The organism is Photorhabdus namnaonensis, from assembly GCF_001684335.1.
Taxonomy (GTDB): Bacteria; Pseudomonadota; Gammaproteobacteria; order Enterobacterales; family Enterobacteriaceae; genus Photorhabdus; species Photorhabdus namnaonensis.
Genome location: NZ_LOIC01000018.1, coordinates 375,347 through 396,725, shown reverse-complemented (window position 1 = coordinate 396,725; position 21,379 = coordinate 375,347). Strand labels below are relative to the sequence as shown.

Annotated in this window: 19 protein-coding genes; 4 read left to right on the top strand and 15 right to left on the bottom strand. The window is 42.2% G+C overall.

The window, feature by feature from the left end; genetic code table 11:
* The 5 genes from Phpb_RS04090 to tesA all read right to left on the bottom strand — a co-directional run.
* On the bottom strand, nucleotides 1-398 hold a 398-nt coding region (locus tag Phpb_RS04090), incomplete at its 3' end, for an NfeD family protein (protein WP_109396545.1).
* Between the two features lie 2 nt (nucleotides 399-400).
* Nucleotides 401-1,321 (bottom strand): SPFH domain-containing protein, encoded by a 921-nt coding sequence (locus Phpb_RS04085; RefSeq protein ID WP_036775200.1) that lies wholly within the window; start codon nucleotides 1,319-1,321, stop codon nucleotides 401-403.
* Nucleotides 1,322-1,345: 24 nt separating this feature from the next.
* Nucleotides 1,346-2,203 carry a co-chaperone YbbN gene (locus Phpb_RS04080; protein ID WP_065389274.1) on the bottom strand — a complete coding sequence of 286 codons (858 nt, stop codon included), beginning with the start codon at nucleotides 2,201-2,203 and terminating at the stop codon, nucleotides 1,346-1,348.
* A 68-nt stretch (nucleotides 2,204-2,271) separates the two neighbouring features.
* Entirely contained in the window at nucleotides 2,272-3,057 is a 786-nt protein-coding gene (locus tag Phpb_RS04075; protein ID WP_065389273.1) for an SDR family oxidoreductase, read from the bottom strand.
* Nucleotides 3,058-3,107: 50 nt separating this feature from the next.
* On the bottom strand, nucleotides 3,108-3,740 hold the full coding sequence (tesA, locus tag Phpb_RS04070) for a multifunctional acyl-CoA thioesterase I/protease I/lysophospholipase L1 (protein ID WP_205634733.1): 633 nt from the start codon (nucleotides 3,738-3,740) through the stop codon (nucleotides 3,108-3,110).
* Here tesA and ybbA point away from each other — a divergent pair.
* Nucleotides 3,711-4,397, top strand: coding sequence for a putative ABC transporter ATP-binding protein YbbA (gene ybbA, locus Phpb_RS04065; RefSeq protein ID WP_065389271.1), 687 nt, complete (start codon nucleotides 3,711-3,713; stop codon nucleotides 4,395-4,397). The genes tesA and ybbA overlap by 30 nt on opposite strands.
* Complete coding sequence (ybbP, locus tag Phpb_RS04060; RefSeq protein WP_065389270.1) at nucleotides 4,394-6,826, top strand: putative ABC transporter permease subunit YbbP; 2,433 nt, start codon at nucleotides 4,394-4,396, stop codon at nucleotides 6,824-6,826. Before ybbA ends, ybbP begins: the two co-directional genes overlap by 4 nt.
* Before the next feature lie 212 nt (nucleotides 6,827-7,038).
* Here ybbP and Phpb_RS04055 read toward each other — a convergent pair whose 3' ends face one another.
* From Phpb_RS04055 to Phpb_RS04045, 3 genes are read right to left on the bottom strand one after another with little or no spacing between them, the layout of a single operon-like run.
* On the bottom strand, nucleotides 7,039-8,094 hold the full coding sequence (locus tag Phpb_RS04055) for an LLM class flavin-dependent oxidoreductase (protein ID WP_065389269.1): 1,056 nt from the start codon (nucleotides 8,092-8,094) through the stop codon (nucleotides 7,039-7,041).
* Nucleotides 8,095-8,154: 60 nt separating this feature from the next.
* Nucleotides 8,155-9,429 (bottom strand): MFS transporter, encoded by a 1,275-nt coding sequence (locus Phpb_RS04050; RefSeq protein WP_065389364.1) that lies wholly within the window; start codon nucleotides 9,427-9,429, stop codon nucleotides 8,155-8,157.
* A gap of 55 nt (nucleotides 9,430-9,484) precedes the next feature.
* Nucleotides 9,485-10,372 carry an outer membrane protein OmpK gene (locus Phpb_RS04045; RefSeq protein WP_240492393.1) on the bottom strand — a complete coding sequence of 296 codons (888 nt, stop codon included), beginning with the start codon at nucleotides 10,370-10,372 and terminating at the stop codon, nucleotides 9,485-9,487.
* Between the two features lie 842 nt (nucleotides 10,373-11,214).
* On the opposite strand from Phpb_RS04045, the gene Phpb_RS04040 reads away from it, so the two are divergent.
* Entirely contained in the window at nucleotides 11,215-11,835 is a 621-nt protein-coding gene (locus Phpb_RS04040) for a riboflavin synthase (protein ID WP_065389268.1), read from the top strand.
* 104 nt (nucleotides 11,836-11,939) lie between these two features.
* Here Phpb_RS04040 and Phpb_RS04035 read toward each other — a convergent pair whose 3' ends face one another.
* The 5 genes from Phpb_RS04035 to ppiB all read right to left on the bottom strand — a co-directional run bounded on the left by Phpb_RS04035 (nucleotide 11,940) and on the right by ppiB (nucleotide 15,283).
* A complete protein-coding gene (locus Phpb_RS04035; protein WP_036808970.1) occupies nucleotides 11,940-12,194 on the bottom strand; it encodes a type II toxin-antitoxin system RelB/DinJ family antitoxin in 255 nt (84 codons plus the stop codon).
* Nucleotides 12,195-12,299: 105 nt separating this feature from the next.
* Nucleotides 12,300-13,382 carry a 5-(carboxyamino)imidazole ribonucleotide synthase gene (gene purK, locus Phpb_RS04030; protein WP_065389267.1) on the bottom strand — a complete coding sequence of 361 codons (1,083 nt, stop codon included), beginning with the start codon at nucleotides 13,380-13,382 and terminating at the stop codon, nucleotides 12,300-12,302.
* On the bottom strand, nucleotides 13,379-13,909 hold the full coding sequence (gene purE / locus Phpb_RS04025) for a 5-(carboxyamino)imidazole ribonucleotide mutase (protein ID WP_065389266.1): 531 nt from the start codon (nucleotides 13,907-13,909) through the stop codon (nucleotides 13,379-13,381). The genes purK and purE overlap by 4 nt, the downstream gene beginning before the upstream one ends.
* A gap of 146 nt (nucleotides 13,910-14,055) precedes the next feature.
* A complete protein-coding gene (gene lpxH, locus Phpb_RS04020; RefSeq protein ID WP_065389265.1) occupies nucleotides 14,056-14,778 on the bottom strand; it encodes a UDP-2,3-diacylglucosamine diphosphatase in 723 nt (240 codons plus the stop codon).
* Between the two features lie 10 nt (nucleotides 14,779-14,788).
* Nucleotides 14,789-15,283, bottom strand: coding sequence for a peptidylprolyl isomerase B (gene ppiB, locus Phpb_RS04015; protein ID WP_046394888.1), 495 nt, complete (start codon nucleotides 15,281-15,283; stop codon nucleotides 14,789-14,791).
* A gap of 267 nt (nucleotides 15,284-15,550) precedes the next feature.
* Between ppiB and cysS the strand changes: the two genes are divergently transcribed.
* Nucleotides 15,551-16,936 (top strand): cysteine--tRNA ligase, encoded by a 1,386-nt coding sequence (cysS, locus tag Phpb_RS04010; protein WP_065389264.1) that lies wholly within the window; start codon nucleotides 15,551-15,553, stop codon nucleotides 16,934-16,936.
* Nucleotides 16,937-17,193: 257 nt separating this feature from the next.
* Here cysS and Phpb_RS04005 read toward each other — a convergent pair whose 3' ends face one another.
* Nucleotides 17,194-18,417, bottom strand: a complete 1,224-nt coding sequence (locus Phpb_RS04005; protein ID WP_065389263.1) for an insecticidal delta-endotoxin Cry8Ea1 family protein — start codon at nucleotides 18,415-18,417, stop codon at nucleotides 17,194-17,196.
* A gap of 785 nt (nucleotides 18,418-19,202) precedes the next feature.
* Entirely contained in the window at nucleotides 19,203-21,056 is a 1,854-nt protein-coding gene (locus Phpb_RS04000) for a phage tail protein (protein WP_065389262.1), read from the bottom strand.
* Nucleotides 21,057-21,379: the final 323 nt, after the last annotated feature.

Below are 21,379 nucleotides of genomic sequence, written 5' to 3'. Positions count from 1 at the left end.
ACTTCGGTATTGGCGGGTAGTTCACTGCCACAGTGAACCCGCCAGCTTCCATCAGCCAGTTTGATCCGGCTGTAACCATTTTCAGTGTCTGTAGCTAGTTTGGCCCGGATACCGATAAGTTGGTGGTCTTTCTGGTTTAGGTTATCGCTGCCTTTTGAGGGGCGGCGACGTAACCAGTAGCGCCATAATATTGCGGAAAGCAGCGTCAGAGTGGCAAACAGAACGCCTTGCCATTCCCAGCTCATTCCTGGCAGCAGCCAGGTGACAAACGCAACAACGATAGCGGCTATCCCCGTCCATAACAGATAGCCGCCGGTTCCAAGAAGCTCTGCGATTAACAGTAAGCCGCCAAAAGAGAACCAGAGCCAGGGTGTTTGAGCCGCAATCTGTTCAATCATGATTACTTACCTTTTTTGCTTTCGCCAATCAGTTCAGTAATACCGCCAATCGCACCCATTAGATTGCTCGCTTCCAGAGGCATCATAATGACTTTGCTGTTATCGGAGGCGCCGATACTGGTCAGTGCGTCCGTATATTTTTGGGCAACAAAGTAGTTAATTGCTTGCATGTTACCGTCAGCAATCGCATCGGACACCATTTTAGTTGCGCGAGCTTCCGCTTCGGCGGCGCGTTCACGTGCTTCTGCCTGGAGAAATGCCGATTGACGTTCCCCTTCCGCTTTCAGAATTTGAGACTGTTTTTCTCCTTCTGCTTTCAGAATAGCCGCCTGACGGATACCTTCCGCTTCCAAAATATCAGCACGTTTTGTACGTTCTGCTTTCATTTGGGCGTTCATGGCGGAGATCAACTCTTTGGGTGGACGCACATCACGGATTTCAATACGGGTAATTTTTACTCCCCACGGGTTAGTGGCTTCATCAACAATATGCAATAGACGGCTGTTGATAGAATCACGCTGTGACAGCATTTCATCCAGCTCCATTGAACCCAAAACGGTACGGAAGTTGGTCATCGTCAGATTGATAATGGAGAGTTCAAGGTTACTGACTTCATAAGCCGCTCGAACAGGATCGACAACCTGAATGAAGCAGACCGCATCAATGGTAACATTAGCGTTATCGCGGGAAATCACCTCTTGTGAAGGAATATCCAACACTTGTTCCATCATATTAATTTTACGGCCAATGCGATCGATAAAAGGGACGATAATATGCAAACCCGGTAATAAAGTCCGGGTATAACGACCGAAGCGTTCTACCGTCCATTGATAGCCTTGTGGCACTGTTTTTACACAAGTAAAGACAATAACCACCGCAATAAAGATCAGAATGGGTACGGCACCAAAAGCGAATAAATCCATAGCAATTCCTTACAATTAAATAAATCAGTAAAGCAGTGAATAGACCTGGCGACGGTATTTTGAAGCCAGGGTGTTACTGGTCCCCATTGCAGACATAATATCCATCATTGTTTTCCGTACTGCGCCATTGGCAGCGGAAAGGTCCTTTTTCAGGAAGCTAAGTAATAATTCCAGCGCTTCTTCATTACGACTAACTTCGTGCAGTTTCAGCGAGAGCTTAACAGCCAGCTCTGCATTTTCTGGTTGAATGGCGAATTCTTGCTGCAATTGTTGGATCTCTGGTGTATCCGCCGCTTGCTTTTGTAACTCAATTTGAGCCAGTAAACTGTGATAATGAGTATCTTGGTCCTGTAATGGAATAAGACTCAGAATTTCCTCGGCCTCTGCTATATTATTGAGCATAATTTGCACTTCGGTCAACATAAGTGCGATTTCACTGTTTTTGGGGGCTAATTGCCAGGCTTCTTTCAGTAGTGGTAGCGCTTCCTGATGTTTTCCCGCTGCGATAAGTTCCTCTGCCTGAGCGACTTTCAACTCTTCCGGCTTGGGTAATACGCGGGCAAGCATCTCTCTGATAGCTATTTCAGGTTGTGGCCCCTGAAAACCATCTACCGGTTGGCCTTGTCGCATAATATAAACCGTAGGAATGGCTCGTAAGCCAAACTGCGCGGCGACCATTTGCTCTTTATCGCAATCCACTTTTGCCAATATGAATTGATTTGCATATTCTGCTGCCAGTTTATCCAGTATTACGCCTAATTCTTGACAATGAGAGCTACGTTCAGACCAAAAATAAAATAAAACAGGCACAGTCATAGACTGTTCAACGGTTTGATGTAGATTGCTTTCGTTAACATTAATTCCAGTAGAAGTTGGTAACATATAATTAGTCTCTTAAATTTGGTTGTCGCAGGGTATGATTAAATAGATTGAGGTTATTTTCTTAACTTTCAAGTTGTACCACTCTGCTTACTCAGTATTTTATCCATGACTCTTCCTGGCAAAATTCGACGCATAATAGTGACTGCGTGGGTTATCCAAGTCACCGGATAGCGTAATTTGGGATTCGGACTTTCCAGAGCATGAATCAGTTTGCGCACAACGGCTTCGGGGGTTAGGGTAAAATGCCGGGCGATTCTGGGGTTTCTGACAGGTTTATCGCTTTGCGTTTGATTGACGTTTTCTGCGAAACGTGTTTTTATCGGGCCAGGAACAATCAGACAAGCTTTAATTCCGGTTCCGGCTAATTCCATTCTTAACGCGTCTGACCAGGCTTCCAAGGCATATTTACTGGCGGAGTAAGCACCGCGGCCTGGGGTTGAAATCAATCCCATCACTGAACTGGTTTGGATAATACGGCCTTCACCATGAAGTTGCATGGCTGGAAGTAATAAGCAGGTAAGTTGATGTGTACCAAATAGATTAGTAGAAAATTGCTGTTCCAGTTGTTCACGACTGATCGTATTTAATGGGCCGTAAATACCAAAGCCGCCGTTATTAAACAGCCCGTAAAGACGGCCATTGGTGAGCCTGATGACCTCGGCGGCGGCGCGTTCAACACTCATTTTGTCATCAAGATCCAATTGGATAGGTTCCAGTCCTAACTCGCGCATATGTTGTAAATCCGCGGGTTTCCGGCAGGCTGCTAATACTCTATAGCCCCGCTGATGTAGTGTTTTGGCCGCCACCAGACCAATTCCACTGGAACAGCCGGTGATAAGAACGGACTTTTGCATAACTTTACCTGCTTATAGACATCAATTTGTTGAAACTAATAGTTTACTACTTAAGAATAATTAAGATGTGCTGATAGTGTGTCAGACATCCAGTCGGCGATAAATGGTTGGGCTGCTAGATTAGGATGTAATCCATCTTGTTGCACCCACTCCGGTTTAATAGCGACTTGCTCCATATAAAACGGGAGTAGGGGGATTTGATTGTGTTCTGCCAATTTGGGATAAATCTTGGCGAAAGATTCGGTATAACGGCGCCCATAGTTTGGCGGCAGACGGATCTGCATCAATAAAGGCTGAATATTGGCTTGTTTCACTAAAGTAATGATTTGTTGCAGATCTTGCTCTGTTTGTTGTGGAGGAAAACCGCGTAGTCCATCATTGGCGCCCAGTTCTATCAGTACCCAACGGGGTTTATGTTGTTTAAGTAGTTCAGGTAGCCGCTCAAGACCTTGAGCTGCGGTATTACCGCTGATGCTACCGTTGATGACCGTGATTTTATTACCGGATTTCCGCCACTTTTTTTCCATCAAAGCAGGCCATGACTGCTCAACAGGCAGATGGTAACCGGCACTAAGGCTATCACCGAGAATCAGAAGGGTATCAGCCGCAGTCGCTCTGGCGCTAAATAGCATCACTAATAAAAGGAAAAGTAAATGGTAACGGGGAGTATTCTTGAAGTTCAGCATCTTAGTAAGCACGTTGGTCAGGGAGAAAATAAGATCACTATATTGCAGGGAGTCGAGTTAGTTGTCGAGTCGGCACAGACTATCGCTTTAGTGGGAGAATCGGGTTCGGGTAAATCCACATTGCTTGGCATTATTGCCGGGTTAGATGATGGCAGTGGCGGGGAGGTTCGGCTGCTAGGGAATAATTTAAGCCAGATGAATGAAGAACAGCGGGCGCAACTGCGGGCTGAAAATGTCGGTTTTGTCTTTCAGTCATTTATGTTAATACCGACGTTAAACGCATTAGAAAATGTCCAGCTTCCTGCTTTATTGCGTGGTGAATCTGAACACAATAGCAGGAAGCAGGCGGTTGAATTGCTGGAACAATTGGGATTGGGAAAACGTTTGAAACATATGCCGGCACAACTTTCTGGTGGTGAACAACAGAGGGTGGCATTGGCGCGGGCATTCAGCAGCCAACCTAAAATTCTGTTTGCTGATGAGCCGACAGGTAATCTGGATCGGCAAACCGGTGATCGGATTGCTGATTTACTGTTTTCTCTTAATCGTGATTACGCCACAACATTAATTCTGGTGACGCATGACAGCCAGCTTGCTGCCCGCTGTCAACGTTGTTTGCGGTTAGTTAATGGCAAATTGAGGGAAGAAAGATGATTTGGCGTTGGTTTTGGCGCGAATGGCGCACCCCTTCTTTATTGATTGTCTGGTTATCGCTTACGCTGGCGGTGGCTTGTGTGTTGGCACTGGGAAGGATCAGTGATCGCATTGATCAAAGTGTCCATTATCAGAGTCGGGATTTTCTGGCGGGTGATTTAGTCCTGCGTGCGGCTTATCCCGTAGATGAAGGATGGTTACAACAGGCGAAAAGCTTGGGATTAACGTTGAGTCGCCAGCTCTCTTTCACCACGATGACTTATGCCGGGGATGTTCCGCAACTTGCTAATGTAAAATCCGTGGATAGTCATTACCCGTTATATGGTGAGCTGGAAACCAGTCCTCCGGGTTTGAAAGTGGAAAAAGGCACGGTACTCGTCACGCCTCGTTTACTTGAACTGTTGAAAATCAAAGTGGGTGATAACCTCGATGTGGGTGACACCACGCTTAAGGTGAGTGGAGAATTAATTCAGGAGCCGGACAGTGGTTTCAATCCCTTTCAGATTGCGCCTCGGATTTTAATCAGTCTTGATGATGCTCAATCTACCGGGGCGATTCAACCGGGTAGCCGTCTGACTTATCGTTATATGTTTTCTGGCGATAAAGAAGCGATTTATCAGTATCAGCAGCTCATTGATCCCCAACTTAAAGCTGATCAACGCTGGTATACCTTGAAACAGGATAGCGGGGCGCTGGCGAAATCCATTGAAAGGGCGCAGCAATTCTTGTTGTTATCGGCTTTGCTGACGTTATTACTCGCTGTCGCCGCGGTAGCGGTATCAATGACCCACTATTGCCGCAGCCGTCATGATTTAATCGCAGTGCTAAAAACACTGGGGGCCGGACGTTGGGCGTTGCGTAAATGGGTGCTTGGTCAATGGCTAGTGATACTTATCGCGGCGGCGTTGGTGGGAACACTTCTGGGATTGATGTTTGAATATCTGCTTGTACAGATTCTGGCGCCCATGTTACCGAAGATGTTGCCGCAAGCTGGATTCTGGCCGTGGATATGGGCGTTAGGCGCGTTATCGGTTATCGCTTTACTGGTGGGAATACGTCCGTACAAACAGTTAATGGCAACCCAACCATCAAGGGTGCTGCGTGATGATATTATCGCGCCTATCTGGCCGTTTCGCTATTACCTGCCGTTGGCGGTATTGGTGGTCATTAGCGGGTTAGGTCTGTTGGTTGGAACCAAACCTATGCTATGGGCGTTACTGGCTGGCATGGTGATGGTTGCGCTATTACTGGCGGTGTTTGGTTGGGGAGGCTTGTGGTTATTACGCCACCTGAAACTCCGCCAGCTCAGTTTTCGTCTGGCGGTTAATCGACTACTGCGGCAGCCATTTCAGACCGTAGCTCAATTGGCGGCTTTCTCTTTATCCTTTATGTTATTTGCTTTGTTGCTGGTGGTCCGGGGAGACTTGCTTGACCGTTGGCAGCAACAATTGCCGCCGGACAGTCCAAACTACTTTCTGATTAATATGACTGGACAGCAAATTCCACAAGTAGAACATTTGCTGGCTCAGTATCAGGTTAAACCTACGGCATTCTATCCGGTGGTATTGGCTCGCTTGACGGAAATTAATGGTCAGTCAGCTATCGCGTGGGCAGAGGCCAGAGAATCGGATAGCAACACGGTGCAGCGGGAGTTGAACCTGACATGGAAAGAGGAATTGCCTCCGTTTAATACCTTGGTGGAAGGTCACTGGCCGCCAAAGAAGGATGAGGTTTCTATTGAGCAGGGACTTGCTGAACGTTTGGCAATCAAAATCGGCGATAAGCTAACATTTAGTGGTGATACGCAGCAATTTAGCGCTATCGTTAGCAGTATTCGACGGGTGGATTGGGAAAGTTTGCGGCCAAATTTCTTTTTTATTTTCCCGAAACAAGCATTGGAGAATCAGCAGCAAACCTGGCTGACCAGTTTCCATTATGAAGGCGACGGCCGACTTCTGACGGATCTTAATCGTCAGTTTCCAACCTTGAGCTTGCTTGATACCGGCGCGATGATTAAGCAAATTCAGGGTATTTTGCAGCAGGTTAGTAAAGCGTTAGAGGTTATGGTTGGGTTGGTCATGGTCTGCGGCGCATTACTGCTATTGGCGCAGGTTCAGGTAGGGATGCATCAACGGCAACTTGAATTGGTGGTTTACCGCACCTTGGGAGCCAGTAAGCCGTTACTGCGTCGTACCCTTTGGTATGAATTCGCTTTGCTTGGATTAATGGCGGGTTTTACTGCGGCATTAGGGGCTGAGGTTGCGCTCTGGTTATTACAGACCAAAGTATTTGATTTTCCGTGGCAACCCGCATGGCAGATGTGGCTATTACTACCAATAATCAGCAGCTTGTTACTTTCAATGTGTGGAAGTGGGTTGGGGCTTCGGTTGTTACGGGGTACGGGATTACACCGGCGGGTTCAGGGATAAAAGGGCGATATTTGCAGACATTCAGGGAATGGGTAATCGCTCGTCGAGATGTGATGAACCCATTCCAGGCTTATTGGCCTACTATACCCTATGGATTTCAAGATGCATCGCGACGGCAAACGAGTGAATCCCCAGTCGCATAGCGAACTATGTGACCGGGGTGAGTGCAGCCGACAAAGAGGAAACTTGAAAAATAACGGGTATATCGTTGTTTAGGTAAATTCGGCTCTAAGTTGCGGCAATATTTTCTCGCCGAAAGAGGTCAACCCCTTAACATAATCAGGGAAGATCAACATAACCCCGTCCAGTTCGCATTCACGCAGTAAATCTGACAATTGTTTACGACATGTTTCCGGGTTGCCGATAGCAGTGTGGGTCATAAAAGCGTTTTGGGATCTTTCAACCATCGCATTGCTTTTTCCGCCAATATCGACGCCAAAACTGTGCATCATGCTTTTAACTGCATCTATATCCAAGCCATCACGATAGAACTCAGCCAGCGTTTTAGCTTCTTCATCTGTTTCAGCGCAAATAATCGTACACATACAAAAGGTTTTGGTGGTTGTGTTGTATTCGGCTGCAAGACGTTTAGCCATCAGACTAATTTGTCGCGTTTCTTCTTCATCTTTACCACCAATGAAGCACACATCGGTGTTACGTACACTAAAACGTAGCCCACATTCTGATTGACCGGCACAGACCAAATAAGGGCGCGGAACGGAAACAGGTTTAGGCTCAGAAACACAATTCTTGAAATTAAAGTAATCTCCCTGATGATTAACCTGCTTCTCACTCCAAAGCCGTTTGATCAATTGGGTCCACTCTTCGGTCATTGCGTAACGTTGATCGTGGTCTAAATTATTATCCCATTCCCCCATCTGTTCAAATTCGTCTTTGAATGAACCAGAGACAATATTCAGCCCGGCGCGGCCATGACTAATTTGATCCAGTGTCGCAATCATTTTGGCTGTCACGGCGGGATTATGCAGCCCGGCATGCATAGTTGCGATCAGCCGGGCGTGATGAGTCACTTCGGCAATACCTGCCATCATCGTAACGGATTCCAGCGAACAGCCCCAATGTTCCGTTTCACCACCAAAGCCACGCCATTTGCTCATTGACATGATGAAATCCAAACCAATTTGATCAGCCAGAATAGCCGCTTCACGGTTTTGCTGATAAGAAGCATCGAGTGGTGGTGTATTTTTGGAAATAATCCATCCACCTTTCGCTATGGGTAGAAATACACCGAATTCTTTCTTTGCCATGATTAATTCCTTGTTTGCCTGTTGTAAGGAATATTTTATAGGTTCATTTTATTGTTAAATTCAGTTAAGTAGTGTGTTGTCATCAGGACATTTCTTCACGATTTGTGAAGGTGGTTGCATCATGAATGTGATGATCAGAATAGCTAGCACTGGTATGGCGATAATGAGAAATGCCGGTGTAAAACTACCTGAGTAATCCTTAATTGCGCCCACCAGGAAAGGGGCGATACAGGCGGTAGTAGAGATTAGATTCATCACCGAAAACAGTTCCAAGTAAGGCGTGCGCCCAAAATAATTGAACAGCAATATACTGGATGCCAGAAAAGTCATGCCATAGCCGATACCGATGCACAATGTGAACAGGATTAAAAATGTCCATGAAGTGGCGGCACTGAGTGCGATAAGGCCGCAGATAATTATCGATAGACTACCGATAAGCAATTTTTTGGGATCGATCCATTCACCAACCGCGCCTCCTGCAAATCGTGAGAACGCATTGATAAAAGCCAAAATACTGAGGGAGGAGGCGGCAACAGATTCACTGAATCCATTTTCAGTAATATGGGCGACTGCAAAACTATTAACGGTTATCCCACACAGTAAAAAAGAGGTATAAGCGGCGGCAATGGCATAAAATTGCCAGGTGTGCAGCGCTTGCCGGACATTCCATATTTCCTTGGTGCGATAGATACTGGTGGGGAGCTGGTCTTGTTGATTTTTACTAACCTTTTCAGCGTGGGCGTTTTCCTTTTTACCTTCGCGCATAAATAAAATGGTTAATAAACTAATCAGGGTGAGTGATATCCCTGAAATTGCCCAGTGCATACGCCAGTTTTCCCAAAATACTGTTGCCAGGAAATAGATCCACGGACCGACCACGCCTCCTAATCCCCCGATGGTAAAATAGATACCAAAAGCCAATGACTGTTTTTTAAAAAGCCGGCTAATGACATAAGTACCGGGAACCGTCGCCATAAGACTAAAACCGATCCCTAATAATGTGGTACCGGTAAAATAGGCTGCGATACTGTAGGTGTTATAGAGGATATAAAAACTGGTGATAAAGGTGAGCGTACCGATCATCAAAGTAGTGCGAACGCCTGTACGACGAATAAACATCGCTGGAAGGTAACTGGACAGCCCACATGACAGGCCCAGTAACGTGAACCCCAAACCGGCATCGGTCCAACTCCAGTGTAATTCCTTAATCATGCTAGGTAATACAACGCCCAGCGAAGTAAATGTGGTTGCGGTGACCAGAAAGTAAATCAAACCCAAAAGTATCAGTAGGAGCCACTGATAAGTACGTCCGAACTGGTCATGTTGAATGGGCATTTTGACTCCATCAGGATAAAGGCCATCAGAAAATTTCTGATATTTTATTCCGATATCAGAAAAAACTATATCGAATAAAGACCCCATAGCTAAATTGATCCGTTCGATAATAAGGGGTATCTCTTATTTTGTATTTATTTTTTATGGGGTTCAAAACAATGCCTGTCCATAAATGACCGGGTTGATTGCCAAGGAGTTTCCCCAAATCGTAATGCAACTCTGGTTTGAAATCGATAGTTTCAGGTTGTCCATGCAAACCTAAGGTATAGTCAAAAGTCCCGACAACCCGAAAATCCCCTAAGCTATTATTGAAGGGAATGCCGTAATCGATATGAATTCGTTGGTCATTCCAGCTTCCTTTGGCGTTATTCTCAAAATAGAAAATTGTACGTAGCCAGCTAATCCAGCTAGCTTGCCAGTCAATACTGACACCGGGGAAATAGTCGTAATCTACCCCTTTCGTTTTGGCGATCCATTGAGCGAACAAAATATCTTTTACCGGCCCAAAAGAGACGTCATTACCAGTGACTTTACTCAAGCTCACTCTGGGGACAAATTTATAATAGTAGGTGCTCTTATCACCTTGGTAATCACTTTGCAGCGAGTTTTGCCAAATACTATAGACGTACATATCGCCGACACTATAGTCGCCAAAAGCCTCTAAAATCGGCGAAATGGTTTTTTGGGGATCGACCCGATTTTCAAATTGCATATAAAGGCTGGTATCAATCGATTGAAAATTGACAAAATGACCGGCTTGAGCTTGATTGATTGTTGGTAGCAGTAATAGCGTTGCAGGTAATCCACTCCTCTTTAATCGAGTGCCTATCCAGCGCCAAGTCATTGCCAGATAAGCGGCGCCGCAAAATGGAGAAGAGAGCCTTGAGGTGAAAAAAAGCGGGGGATAGTTTTTCGTATTATGGATTTTTGTGGCAAGTAACACGAAGATTCCCTTTCTCATGCGGTATCGGGCTGGTGATTGCTAGCATTGATCTAATGAGACAGTTTTGTCAAAGGGATATTTGATTTTATTGATGAAAGGAGGAGGGAGTAGAAAGATAAGATTATTTTAACCTTAGTGATTTTTCAGTGTTACTAATACATTGATTATTGAATTAGCAATAGGTTTTTTATTTAACTTTGTGTTGAGAGTTGGGGAAATATTGTTGATTAATGGTTTTGTGAAAATATTTGTGGTAATTATATTTTAGTTAACTTAAATATATAATTAATTTCAAATGGAAAATAGTAATGAAAAATAATAATAAATGGACGCCTGTTTTTGTATAATCAAAATCATTTTCGAATTTAAATAATTATTGCTTTGGTTTTAAAATATATAGTAAAGTGTTTTTCAAGGAATAAAAATTAAGTTGTAAATGAAGTATTGAAAATTGTAATTATTTGCCTGGTAATTTTATTATTATATGCTTTTAATTAAATAATAAGTATTCAAATTAAAGTGTTTCCATAAGTTATAAAAATAATCTTCGACTCTATCTCTGTTTATATTTGATAATTGTCAATTTAATAGTAAGAAATAATCCATTCTACAAAAAGCTTGATATAGTTAAAAACTATAGGGTAAAGTAGTTTATTGGCTTTTAAATGTTTTATTAAAATTTTGATTTAAATCAAGTATATAACAGATATTTTTTGAATATGGGTAGGAAAATGTGGTTAATGGAGCTAATAAAATTTTATTAGATATATTCATGAAAACCATAAATTCTCTTAATGTAACAAGGGCATTTCTACTTAAATATAAATAGAAAGAGGGTGATTATGTATACTGGAATTGTACAAGGAAAAGAAAGCGTATTATCTCTTGATAAAAAAGACGGGTTTAGTACATTAACCGTCAGTAATAATAACCATTTCTTTGATGATGTCTCTGTGGGGGCCAGTGTGGCGATTAATGGTACATGCCTGACTGTCACCCAATTTAAGAACGATGTCGTCTGGTTTGATATATCAGATTTTACGGCTGATGTGACCACATTAAAGTTTTTAAATGTGGGGGATGAAGTTAATATTGAAAGATCACATCAAATGAATAAAGAAAATGGCGGTCATAGTCTATATGGGCATATTGAAGGTGTGGCAGAAGTCGTTGAATTTATCAAAACTGGCGAAACTTATCGATTAGTGATTAATATTCCTGGAGATAATATCAGATATTTTTTCCATAAAGGTTTTATTGGGTTACATGGTTGTAGCTTGACAATAAATGGTATAAATGAAGAAGATAAAACTATAGAATTGAATTTAATTCCAGAAACGTTAAGGACTACCAATCTTAGTAATATCAAAGTTGGTGACTTACTTAATTACGAAATAGATCAAACAACCAGAACGATTGTAGACACAATATCCAGATCGATGAATGCTAATAGATCAATATGATAATTGAAGTTTGAAGTAATATAAATAAGCTGGAATGTGGGGCGGTAAGTTATTTACTTCCGCTTCCACAGTTAATCCCAAGCCATTAAATGACAAACGTTTGATTATTTTGATGGACGTTTGTCATCTATTATTTTATCCCAAAATTCATCTATGGTACCTACACTTGTACCGCCACCACTTTCCAGCTCATGGATCGCTGCCTGTGTTGTAGCATTAGGAACATGGTGTTCTTTTGTCGCTCTAGTTAATACCAGACGGACAAAGCTAGACATATTCAAATTATTATTCCGGGCGGCTTGTGCCATCGCATTTTTCAGTTTTTCAGAAACACGAACTTTTAATATAGCCGTATTCATATGTCCCTCTTTGTCTCTTAATTTGTATCCTTACTGTGGGACTATTGTGGATACAAATCAAGATAACAAGATCGATAAATAAACAACGTTAGTGTTAGGCGTTAGTTAAATTAGTTTTTCCTGTACCCATTCAAGGCCACTCTGATATTCAGGGGGCAGCATGGGAACAAGTTTCTGCAATGTATCTTTTAATTCATTTTTATCAAAGTGAGAAAGATTAAGATGACCAACTTTACGTGCAGGACGGACTTCTTTCTCATACCAATGTAAATGTACCAAGGGCAAACTGAGCCATTGTGTATTGATATCTGTACCAATCAAATTGATCATAACTGACGGTGCAGTGACTTCTGGCCGAGGTAGGGGCAAATCCAGAATAGCGCGAAGATGTAATTCAAACTGGCTGATAGATGCGCCGTTCTGAGTCCAATGACCGCTGTTGTGCACGCGTGGCGCGAGTTCGTTAATTAATAAATTATCACCGACAATAAAACATTCCATTGCCATCACGCCGATATATTTCAACTCGTGCATAATCGCTGACAACATACTCTCAGCCTGCTGTTGTAGATGATAATGCTGTAAATGGTTATTTTCCTGAGGAGAGACAATACTGGCGCGGAGAATGCCATCTTGATGCAAATTGTGGGCTAAGGGATAGAACACACAATCGCCATTTTTATTGCGGGCGCCGACCAGTGAAACTTCGCCCGAAAAAGGAATGGCTTGTTCAGCAATACATTCACCATAAATATCAGCGGGTAATGCTATTTCATCTCCGGGACGAATACGCCATTGCCCTCGGCCATCATAACCGCCAGTACGGCGCTTAACGATAACGAAACTACCGAGTTCAGAGAATAATTGCGGCCATTGGTTGGTATCAGAGAGTAATTGCCACGGAGCCGTTGCCAGCCCAAGGCTATCTATTAACTGTTTTTGCGGCAGACGATCAGCCAGACGGGGAAAAATATCTCGATTAGCAAAAGCCTTATGGCGGGCAAGTTCCTGAGTAAGGGCGGTTTCCGGCCAGCGCTCAATTTCAGCGGTAATAACGCTATTCTGATAAGGAACCGCTTCCGGTTCTGCATCGAGGCCAACAGGATAAACCGTGATACCTAAAGGCTCGCCAGCTTGACGTAACATGCGACCAAGCTGACCATTGCCTAATACACAAACTGGCTTCATGCTTCCTCCCGCGGATCGGGATTATTGAGTACATCCTGAGTTTGTGTTTCACGCCAATGACTGAGGCGTTGCAGTAAATCTTTATCATGACGAGCTAGAATCTGTGCCGCCAGTAGAGCTGCATTTGCCGCGCCGGCTTTCCCAATCGCAAGTGTGCCGACAGGAATCCCTTTTGGCATCTGTACGATAGAGTAAAGACTGTCTACCCCATTCAGTGTAGCGCTTTGTACGGGTACGCCGAGAACCGGCACCAGCGTTTTAGCCGCCAACATGCCGGGTAGATGAGCAGCGCCGCCGGCGCCAGCGATAATGACATCAAAACCATTTTGTTCAGCTTGCTCGGCAAAACTGAATAGTTTATCGGGTGTACGGTGAGCAGAAACAATTTCAACATGAAAAGGTACATTAAGAGAAGTGAGAATATCAGCCGCATGCTGCATCGTCGTCCAATCGCTTTTAGAACCCATGACAACGGCGATTTTGGCATTGTGTTGAGTTGTTCCTGCTAAATCAGGTTGGGCAGTCATAAATCAAATGCTCCTGTGTTTTAACGTCCACCAGAATGAAAATAACGCTTTAAGGCCGCGGATCATATCATGCTCACAAGCTAAGGAAAACGATTGCGTTACTTTATACTTTCATTGTGATGTTGGATATGGGGGCTTCTGGTTAATCAGAATGGGAAAGAGATAAGATCGATTGATTTATCTGTTATTTTGAACATCGATCCCTGATGATGCCATGCGCCAAGCACACCGCGGTAAACGGTTTTATCATACAGAGGAACTTCATGTACAAAAGGGCGGTGGGTGTGTCCGTGAATCATCCAGTCAGCTTGATACCGCTCAAAAGTATCAATAACAGCTTGCTGGTTTACATCCATAATGGCTTCGGATTTTCTGCTGTTGACCGATTGGCTGTTGGCTCGCATTTTTACGGCAATTTTTTGGCGGATAGACAGAGGTAGCAGTAGAAACAGACGTTGAATCCACGGGGTATGAACCCGCTTACGATATCGTTGATAACCTTCGTCATCAGTACACAAGGTATCGCCGTGCAGAATAAGTACTCGCTTACCGTACAGTTCCAGTACTTTTTCCTGTGGGAGCAATATGACGCCACTCTCTTTAGCGAAGCGCGAACCGAGCAGAAAGTCACGGTTGCCATGAATAAAGTAACAGGTAACACCTTGTTGTCGCACCGTTTTTAATGCGCTGGCGATTTCACGGTGGAGAGGATTGTCATCATCATCGCCGATCCAGTAATCGAACAGATCACCGAGAATATAGAGGCTATCGGCTTGAATGGCATCTTCATGCAAAAAACGCAGAAAACCGGCAGTGATTGCCGGTTCATGTTCGCTGAGATGTAAATCTGCGATAAAAAGTGTGCACATATTCAGTGAGTTATTCGCTGACAGTCACTTTTTCGATGATAACATCTTCGAGTGGTACATCCTGGTGCATACCGCTGCGACCGGTAGAAACGCCTTTGATTTTATCAACAACATCCATACCTTCGATCACTTCGGCAAAGACGCAGTAACCCCAACCATCAGGGCGCTCAGAGCGGAAGTTCAGGAAATCATTATCAACAACGTTAATGAAAAACTGCGCAGTTGCTGAATGTGGATCGTTGGTGCGGGCCATTGCCAAAGTACCACGGTTGTTTTTCAGACCGTTATTGGCTTCGTTTTTGATAGTTGCATCAGTCGGCTTTTGTTTCATACCAGGTTCAAATCCGCCACCCTGAATCATGAAACCGTTAATAACACGGTGGAAAATAGTATTATCGTAGAAGCTATTGCGGCAGTAGTTCAAGAAATTCTCAACAGTTACAGGAGCTTTGTCGGCGAAAGTATTAATTACGATATCGCCAAAATTGGTATGGAAAGTCACCATAATTGAAATCCTAATAATAGTTTTGACTAACCCAGTTAGGGCATTCGGACCAGGCGGCTTTTATATCACATATACCATAATGAGTCAGTACCTATTAGTTTCAGTAGACTATATTGATCGCTAGCCTTGCAAAGCGCTTAATATCAGGTTTCAATATCCTATTGGACTATGCCATATCGAGCATTTATTGATGAGATAAGGACATAAATCCAGAATTATCAATTCGTTATTTTTAACACACGTACAGTGAATTTACGGAAAATCTCGATGCTAAAAATTTTCAATACCCTCAGCCGTCAGAAAGAAGAATTTAAGCCAATCCATCCGGGGAAAGTAGGGATGTACGTGTGTGGTATCACGATTTATGACCTGTGCCATATTGGTCACGGCAGAACCTTTGTTTCTTTTGATGTGGTTGCTCGTTATCTGCGTTATTTGGGATACGATTTGACCTATGTACGTAATGTGACCGATGTTGATGACAAAATCATCAAGCGGGCGGCGGAAAACCGTGAAAGTTGTGATGATCTGACTGGCCGTATGTTGGCGGAAATGTATAAAGATTTTGACGCGCTGAATATCTTACGCCCTGATCTGGAACCTCGTGCGACCCGGCATATCCCGGAGATTATTGCATTGACTGAATCGTTGATAAAACGTGGTCATGCTTATGTTGCAGATAATGGCGATGTCATGTTTTCCGTCGAGAGTGATCAGGATTACGGATCACTTTCCCGTCAGGATCTCAGCCAGTTACAAGCCGGGGCGCGAGTGGAAGTGGCTGATGCTAAGCGTAACCCGATGGATTTCGTATTGTGGAAAATGTCCAAGCCTGGGGAACCAAGCTGGGAATCGCCGTGGGGGGCGGGCCGTCCGGGTTGGCACATTGAATGTTCTGCCATGAATAGCAAACAGCTAGGTAATCATTTTGATATTCATGGTGGTGGCGCTGATCTGATGTTTCCCCATCACGAAAACGAAATTGCGCAATCTACTTGTGCCCATGATGGCCCGTATGTGAATTACTGGATGCATTCAGGGATGGTGATGGTGGATAAAGAGAAGATGTCCAAATCGCTGAACAACTTCTTTACTATCCGTGACGTATTGGAATATTACGATGCAGAGACAGTGCGTTATTTCTTGTTGTCAGGTCATTATCGCAGTCAACTTAACTATACAGAAGATAACCTAAAGCAGGCTCGTACCGCACTTGAACGGTTTTATACCGCTCTGCGAGGTACAGATGCTTCTGTACAGCCAGCCGGTGGTGAAGTATTTGAGGAGCGTTTCATTGAAGCGATGAATGATGACTTCAATACGCCAGAGGCTTATTCGGTACTGTTTGATATGGCGCGTGAAATTAACCGCCTGAAATCAGAAGATATGGACGCAGCGAATGGTTTAGCGGCCGAATTACGCAAGTTGGCTGGTATTTTAGGTTTATTGCAACAAGAGCCGGAGCAATTCCTGCACCGTGGTGTTCAGGCTGACGATGAAGAGATTGCTAAAATTGAAGCGCTGATTAAGCAGCGTAATGATGCCCGTAAAAATAAAGATTGGGCGCTGGCAGATTCTGCTCGTAATCAGTTAAATGAGATGGGTATCGAGCTGGAAGATGGTCCGCAGGGGACAAGCTGGCGTCGTAAATAAGTTCGATCTATTTTTGGTGTTAATTTATCATTTAGGCTCCCTGCTGAGGGAGTCCTCTATTGTCCCACTTGTTGCTTTATAAAATCTCCTGATTAAGAAATAAGGCAAGTCACAATCTTTTAATTCCCACAAGCTGAATATCTATAAAAGTATATTGCTTGTCATGTCTGAATGGATAACTCAACAACCACCGACTAAAATCGGTGGTTGTTGAGTTGAGACTGTCACCAAGGTCTCAGTGACAATCTCATGCAATATTATAGTCCTAAAAATTCAATATGCTGAATTAATCCCTCACCAGATAGACGTTTACCTTCTTCTTCATGTAATGTTAACACTAGAGGCCCAGCCTTTAAATCAACCTCAGTTGTCCGATATACAACCGGCCCGTAGTTTGAACCTGATTTATAAGGTGTTAAAACTTTTTCGGTAAAGAATTTGATATTTTGATCGAAAATAGTGCTGTTTGATTGTTCTAGCTTCATTTGAATTGCCGAATCAAAATTGAATGAATCTGACATATAGGCATAATACATGCGTAAACGATACCGTCCTGCCGATTTAACCTGTAAGGTAATTTGAGTCGGGCCACGCTCATACGTTTGTGGTTCTGTTGCTGAAAGATAATTATAGCTACCTTTTCTAGATGACCTACCACCATTCAAAAATACATCGCCGAGAAAAATATTATTGTAGTTATGGTCGATAAATAAATTATCTGTGTCATTTGGATCTAAACAGACACGCGAAGATTTTCGTTGTGCGCCAAAAGTGAAATGGGATTGAATATTAGTATAGTCACTTGTCCAATATATCATTGAGCGCTTTGCCTGTGTCTCTGGCTCATAAAAATCTTCACTGTTATAGTTATTAAGAGCGGCAATTAGAATATCGTTAAACATAATATCTGCTTGTTCGGCTATTGCTTTGCTGTATTTTTGAAGATCATCAGGTGAATAACCCCATTCTGATCCATTAACCAAGGTATCTCTTAATGTAAAAAAGTATAATAAACAGGAAAGGGCACAAATGCTGGATAAGAGAGGAATACTGTTTTTCTTCGCTGTATTAATACTGAGAATACACAAGCGACGCATATCCGCTATCGCGATTTCATTACGAACTACAATTAATTGTCTTGCTTCATCTGTGGGATTTTTTTGATAAGATGCGATGGCATCTTGTAAACTTTCTGCATCTTTTCTTACGGCTTGATACTCTGCTTCTAACCATTCACTAGTATATTTAATTAATGCATCTTGAATAATCCCAATGACATCGACTTCTTTAGGTTCTGTCAGTTTTTTGTACGTCAGTTTTAATAAAATACTTAATACACTGGATACAACACCTTGTGGAGACACAGAGTCTGACTGATTAAAACTTTTCTTTTTAATCATATCTAACGCTTCTAAAGTCAAAAGGTGTAATTTAATATTATTGTCTTGTACATCTATATTATTTTCCAATGATATTGTCATTTTAGTTACCTTATTTTTGGTTATAAAATACATTCTTGTTTTTAATTATATTACACGACCATTTTATGTAATGGAATTTTATTTTATAATATTTGGTTGATAAACAAGACTTATTATTTTAATTATTTGGAATTTAATTCGGTTATGATGTCAATCAAGCGAATAAACTATAGCACTATTGTGAAATGCTATTTATATCCAGTAATTTATAGCCATGATATTTCAATTGACTATTTTCTTTAATAATAATCTTGGTAATAATCGTTCGGATAATGAATTGATAGTAATGAGATTATTGATAAAGTTTTTTTACTTTTATTGAATAACTTATAACTTGTAAAATAATAACGATGAACCATCTAATTAATAAATGATGAGGTAGTGAATGTAATTGTTGTTGTTTCTGAGCCAGACTGTGATTATTGTGAATTATAATGAGTTATTGAGGTAATAATTTACTGCGTCAAATCTTGGTATGTTAAGCCGAGGTGTTAAAGAATTTGGACTGATACCTGGGTCAAGATGTGCTTGGTTTGCTTGGGGGTTTTAATATGGAAACCGATGACAATAGTTTTTTGCGTTAATAATCATTCGTAATGCAAATTGGATTGATTTCTTTAAATCATTTGTTATTAAATGTAGTTAATCGGTGATCTTTCCTATATCAGATGTTTTATGGATGAAAAAAACAAACCTCGTCATTTTGAACGAGGTTTGTTAACCGATTTTCTGTGTTTCAACAAATTGTAATAATGCAGGAGAGCTAAGTAGCCCTGATTACATTATTATGACTTCTCAGGTAGTTGCACACGAATATTAATGACTCTTCCGTCTGGAATATCGCATGGTTCAGCATCATGGTAATAAACGACTTCTCCTGTTGCAGTTACGCTTTTGACACGCTTATTTTGAGCAAATTCCGGAGCGTCTTTATTTTGACGATGGTAACATTCGATGGTTATATCGCCGCTGGATGTGTCTACCGATTCACGCACCCAAATCAGATTTAATCCATTGCTGTCTGCCGGGATAATAGTTCCGCCGTGAATTCCCCACGCGCCATCTTTGGCAAAACCATTGCAACCGCTGATACGATATTTCCCTGTATCTATACGCTTAACCGTCACTCCCTCAGCTTCGCTGGTTAACTCGTAAGTTCCGTCTGGATGAATATCTACAACTGGGCTGGATACTCTGAGAATGCCGTTAGTGTCGAAATGTGCGTTTTTGTCTGTCAGAACTCGGCTAACTTTTGTATTTCCTCCCCCATCATTTCCGTGAATGAAGCTAATATTGGCAGAGCTATAATCCGCGACAAATCCCGCCCATATGTCATGCATTCTTGTTACATAGCCGCCTGACCACGGATATCCAATGCCACCATGATTTTCTGCAAATCTGAATGCATGACCACCCTGCGGCAATGATTTTATCCATGCGGTAAGATCACTGATATTCGCTGGATTAATATACTTTGGCTGGATAAATTCAGATCCTTCGGATTTTGTATATGCCCCGATATCCGCCGCCGTTGGTTTATTTTTTGTTGTATAAATATCAGTCCAATCTTCCTCAAAGCCATAATTATCACGGGAAGAGCGATAAGCAATCCCGCCGTTTCTGTATCGTACTTTCAACTGAAAAGCTGGGCAACTTCCAGCTCCATTATTGAAATGAGCAATATGTGAAGAATCTATGCCAGGGTTCAGTAAATCATATAACCCTGTGTTTACGTTCCAAGGGACTTGATTACTAATAGTGTATCTTTCTGTTAATCCGAGCTTAACTGCCCCAATATCCGCCGCCGTTGGTTTATTTTTTGTTGTATAAATATCAGTCCAATCTTCCTCAAAGCCAAAATTATCACGGGCAGAGCGATAAGCAATTCCGCCGTTTCTGTATCGTACTTTCAACTGAAAAGCCGGGCAGCTTCCAACGCCATTATTGAAATGAGCAATATGTGAAGAATCTATGCCAGGGTTCAGTAAATCATATAACCCTGTGTTTGCGTTCCAGGGGACTTGATTACTAACAGTGTTGTTTCCTGTTAGTCCAAGCTTAAATGCCCCTACATCCCCGGCATTCAGATTGATATCCCCAGTTAACACTTTCCCATTAATTTTTCTACTATTCGGCACCGCATTTTTAGTTAAATTGACGGTTTCCGCTAAGCCGAGATTTTTCACAAACACGTTTTTATCAAGAATGTCTGCGCCATTTTGGTTTTTTGCTAATCTGTTGTTAGCATTATCATTTACATCAGAAACAAGTTTTTGCGTGGCCGCAAGGGAATTGTTGTTGCCTATTTTATCTGTGAGTTGGACTATTCCTTTTTGGGTGAGTGAAGCGCTTGCCACTTCTGTCGCGATCTTTTTTTCTAAGGCTTTATTTAATTGACTAGTGAGTTTAACTATATCCCCATCATCCAGAACATCATTGCCATATTGTGTAGCGATAAAATTAGCTATTACAGATGATATTGTTGAAGATTGACGTAATACCTTATTGAGTAAATGAGTGGTAATGTTTTCTGATGGAAATCCAGTCTTTAAAGCCGGGTTTGTTTCATACCCTTCTTGGCTTACTACGTTAGCATTATTACTAATAGAAAAAGCTTTAAAATCATTCTTAGGACTCATATACTTTCCTCAAATTAAATAATACTATTTTATAATTAACATATTGAATTATTGTAAAAATAATTCCTGGCAACTCCCTCTGAACATAGTCTAGTTAGGAATGAGAATAATGGAATGTTCTTATATCTTATGAGGTTAATTATTTTTGTATGGTTGGTGGCAATAAATAGTTAGAAATTTCTTAATCAGAAACATATCAAATAATACCAAATGTTGGGGTGGGTTTATTTCCTAAGTGTAAGATAAAATACAAAATTAATTTATCTTTAGTTATATGGTTGGCAAGAAACGATATAAGTTATGAAATTGCATGAAAATATCTA